Source organism: Nocardia cerradoensis NBRC 101014, assembly GCF_000308535.1.
GTDB lineage: Bacteria > Actinomycetota > Actinomycetes > Mycobacteriales > Mycobacteriaceae > Nocardia > Nocardia cerradoensis.
In genome coordinates this window covers 1-4,209 of the sequence record NZ_BAFW01000219.1, presented here as the reverse complement: position 1 = coordinate 4,209, position 4,209 = coordinate 1, and the positions used below count along the sequence as shown (strand labels likewise).

General features: G+C 70.2%; 4 protein-coding genes. All 4 read left to right on the top strand.

The genetic code is table 11. From position 1 onward, the window contains the following. The first annotated feature begins 200 nt into the window (after window positions 1-200). Entirely contained in the window at window positions 201-1,154 is a 954-nt protein-coding gene (locus ON23_RS23390; RefSeq protein WP_039780808.1) for a UTP--glucose-1-phosphate uridylyltransferase, read from the top strand. A gap of 68 nt (window positions 1,155-1,222) precedes the next feature. Continuing rightward, window positions 1,223-2,476 carry a molybdotransferase-like divisome protein Glp gene (glp, locus tag ON23_RS23385; RefSeq protein ID WP_039780806.1) on the top strand — a complete coding sequence of 418 codons (1,254 nt, stop codon included), beginning with the start codon at window positions 1,223-1,225 and terminating at the stop codon, window positions 2,474-2,476. A gap of 9 nt (window positions 2,477-2,485) precedes the next feature. Next, complete coding sequence (locus tag ON23_RS23380) at window positions 2,486-3,136, top strand: GNAT family N-acetyltransferase (protein ID WP_039780804.1); 651 nt, start codon at window positions 2,486-2,488, stop codon at window positions 3,134-3,136. A gap of 229 nt (window positions 3,137-3,365) precedes the next feature. Next, window positions 3,366-4,209, top strand: an 844-nt coding sequence (gene sepX / locus ON23_RS38730) for a divisome protein SepX/GlpR (RefSeq protein ID WP_373282229.1), incomplete at its 3' end; no start/stop codon positions are given.

Here is a 4,209-nt window from a genome sequence, read left to right as displayed (position 1 = left end):
GGTGAGTTTGCCCGCTCCCGTGTTTCCAGGTGCCCTCGGCGGGGAATCGCTGACCCGACGCGGTACCGCGAACTCGCTGGTGAGGGTTGCTGCCGCACCGTTTCGGTGCGACGGCGCCGCCGCGGCCGCCTAGGCTTCCCAGATGCCGGTCCGGTGTCGAGCCGGTCCGACGACAAGAGCGATGGATAGGGTGTGCACTTATGACAGCTGACGCCGGATCGGACGCGACGCAGGCCGTGAGTTCCTGCTTCCGCACCGCGGTCGTCCCCGCGGCCGGACTCGGGACACGGTTCCTGCCCGCGACCAAGACCGTGCCGAAAGAGCTGCTGCCGGTGGTGGACACACCCGGTATCGAATTGGTGGCCGCCGAGGCCGCCGGCTCGGGCGCCCAGCGGCTGGTCATCGTGACCTCGCCCGGCAAGGACGGGGTCGTCGCCCACTTCGTCGAGGATCTGGTGCTGGAGAGCACGCTCGCCGAGCGCGGGAAGTTCCAGCTGCTGGAGAAGGTGCGCAAGGCTCCCGGTCTGCTCGACGTGACCTCGGTGGTGCAGGACGAGCCGCTCGGGCTGGGCCATGCCGTCGCCCAGGCCGAGCAGGCGCTCGATCCCGACGAGGACGCCATCGCGGTGCTGCTGCCCGACGACCTGGTGCTGCCGTGCGGCGTCCTCGACGTGATGAGCCGCGTCCGGCGCAAACGCGGCGGCACCGTGCTCTGCGCGATCGACGTGCCGAAGCAGGAGGTCAGCGCCTACGGCGTCTTCGACGTGGAGCCGGTGACCGACAGCACGAACCCCGACGTGCTGCGTGTGGTCGGCATGGTGGAGAAGCCGGCGCTCGAGGAGGCGCCGTCGACCTTCACCGCCGCGGGCCGGTATCTGCTCGATCGCGCCGTCTTCGACGCGCTGCGCCGCATCGAGCCGGGTGCGGGCGGTGAACTCCAGCTCACCGATGCCATATCGCTGCTGATCGCGGAGGGACATCCGGTTCATGTCGTCGTCCACCGTGGGTCGCGCCACGACCTCGGCAACCCTGGCGGTTATCTTCGTGCTGCGGTCGATTTCGCTTTGGAGCGAGACGAATACGGCCCCGCCTTGCGCGAGTGGTTGCAGCGTCGGCTTGCTCCGGATTGGAACCCGCAGCTGATCTCGTCGTGACGGCGGGATCGGCCGGGTCCCGTCACCGCGGGGCCGGGTGATCAGTCGGAGTAAAGGGGAAGGGCGGCATGCGCTCGGTTGAGGACCAGCAGATCAAGGTGACCGCGGCGGCCGTCGCCCCGCGGCCGGTCCGGGTCGCGATTTCCGAGGCCCAGGGTCTGCTGTGTGCCGAGGATGTGGTCACCGAGCGTCCGCTGCCCGGATTCGATCAGGCCGCCATCGACGGATATGCCGTGCGCAGCGTGGATGTGCAGGGCGCCGGCGCCGATATCCGCACCGAGGACGGCGATCCGATCGATCTGACGTTGCCGGTGGTCGGGGAGGTCGCCGCCGGTTCGCGCCAGCCGATTCGATTGCAGCCGCGGCAATCGGTGCGCATCGATACCGGCGCGCCGCTGCCCACCCTCGCGGATGCTGTGCTGCCCCTGGACTTCACCGACGGCGGCCGGGCCCGGATCAAGATCTACGAGCCGGTCCGGTCCGGCGATTACGTGCGGCGCATCGGTGACGACGTGCAGCCCGGCGATGTCGCGGTCCGGGCGGGCACCATCATCGGCGCGGCGCAGGTCGGCCTGCTGGCTGCGGTCGGCCGGGACAAGGTGCTGGTGCATCCGCGGCCTCGGCTGTCGGTCATCTCGATCGGTGGCGAGCTGGTCGACATCGATCGCACGCCCGGTCCGGGGCAGGTCTACGACGTGAACTCCTATGCGCTGGCCGCCGCCGCCCGCGACGCCGGCGCCGATGTGAATCGGGTCGGCATCGTCAGCGCCGATCCCAAGCGCCTGCGCGATGTGGTCGAGGGACAGCTGGTGCGTTCGGAGGTCGTCGTGATCGCGGGCGCGGTCGGCGGCTGGGCCTCCGATCAGATCCGCGAGGCCCTGGAGGGGCTGGGCGAGCTGACCATCGATCGGGTCGCCATGCATCCGGGTTCCGTCCAGGGTTTCGGCCGGCTCGGCCGCGACGAGGTGCCGACGTTCCTCCTACCGTCGAATCCCGTTGGCGCACTGGTTGTTTTCGAGATCATGGTGCGGCCGCTGATCCGGATCGCGCTGGGTCGCCGGCATCCGATGCGCCGCGTGGTGCGGGCCCGCACGATCATGCCGATCACCTCGATGGAGGGCCGCCGCGGCTACCTGCGCGCCCAGTTGATGCGCGATGAGCAGACCGGCGAATACCTGGTTCAGCCGTTGGGGGTCAACGGCTCGTCGCATCTGCTCTCGACCCTGGCCGAGGCCAACAGCCTGATCGTCATCGACCCGGAGGTCACCGATATTCGCACCGGTGACGAGGTCCAGGTCGCATTTCTCGCACAGCGCGGGTGATCTGTGGACATGAACGTATTCCGGGCCGCCCAGCATCCCGGCTGGCCCGCCCATCTCGGTCCGGTTCGCGTCGCGGGCGGGCGGGTGACCCTGCGCCCGATCCGGCTGCGGGACGCGGCGGCCTGGTCGCGCATCCGCCTGCGCGACCGCGAACATCTGGAGCCCTGGGAGCCGACCGGCCGGGGTAGCTGGGAGGCGCGCAATCACGCCTCCAACTGGCCCGCGCTGTGGTCGAGTCTGAAGGCCGAGGCGCGCCGGGGTGCGATGGTGCCGTTGGTGATCGAGGTCGACGGATCCTTCGGCGGTCAGCTGACCATCGGCAACATCGTGCGCGGGGCGCTGCGTTCGGCGTGGATCGGCTACTGGGTCGCCAAGGACGTCGGCGGCCGAGGAGTGGCCACCGCCGCGTTGGCGATGGGTCTGGACCACTGTTTCGGGCCCGTCGGCCTGCATCGGGTGGAGGCGACGGTGCGCCCGGAGAATCTGGCCAGCCAGGCGGTCCTGCGCAATGTGGGCTTCCGCGAGGAGGGCACATTGCGACGCTATCTGGACGTCGACGGCGCGTGGCGGGACCATCTGCTGGTCGCGATGACCGCCGAGGAGGTATCCGGCACGGTCGTCGATCGCCTCATTCGCTCCGGTCGTGCCACGCCGCCGTGAGCGGCCCCGTCACACGGCGTGTCCCGCGTCGACGCACCCGATCCGGGTGATGACCGGCTTGTGACGGGTGGGACAGGTGTGGGCGGCGCGCCTGCGGGATATTCCTGTGACGCCGCATTAACCTACGGACGTCGGTGGTGCGTCCGGTGCCAGGACGGAACAGGTGGCGAGAACCTGCCCAGTGGTCGAGAAGGGACAGTGGTCAGGCGGGGACGGAGGTGGGAGCGCGATGCCGAATTCGATCTTGTGGATCGCGCTGGTCGTGCTCTGGGTCTTCGTGCTGTTCCCGATGCTCGCGGATCGGCACCCGCGGATCCGCCGCACCACGGACGTGGCCCTGGCAACCCGGGTGCTGCATCGAGGCGGTACCAGACGACGTGCGAAGAAAGGGCCGGCCACCGGACATGAGACCGATCCGGACTGGGTGCCGGCCCCTCGGCAGAAAAGGCTTTCCCACGGCGATGATGCGGAGGACCGGATGACGACATCGGCCGATGAGCCCGTCATCGAGGACGACCGGAACGCACCCGAGCGCGCCGAATCGGAGGTGACGCGGGCCCGCCGGAGTGCCGGTGATCCGCCCGGTCGCGCGGTCGCGGGCGAGGAGCACGCCCGCGAAACCCCCGTAGACGCCGCCGATGCCGAGCCGGACGGCGACGAACCCGGCGATGTCGACGGCACAGCCGAGGGCGAGTCCGGCGGTGACCTCGCCGGAGACGCCCGCGACGGCGATCCGGACGATGCCGACGATCGTGAGGAGGCCGACGACGTACCGGCCCCCGCGACCGAGGACCGCCCGCAGACGAGCATGGCCCGCATCCCACCCGCGCCCGGCGCGGCGGTTCCGGCCCGGCGCGGCGGTGTGGATCCCGACGACGATCTCGACGACGATCTGGACAATTCCGATGATCTCGACGACCGCGTCGGCGACGAACCCGGATCGGCCGCACGCGATTTCGTCCCGTCCCGGCGTGGCCGCGGCGGGTTCGATCCGGAGGCCGACGCGATCGCGCGCGCGGCGCGGTATCGCTTCCGGCAGCGCACCGCACTCGGATTGATCCTGAGCACACTGC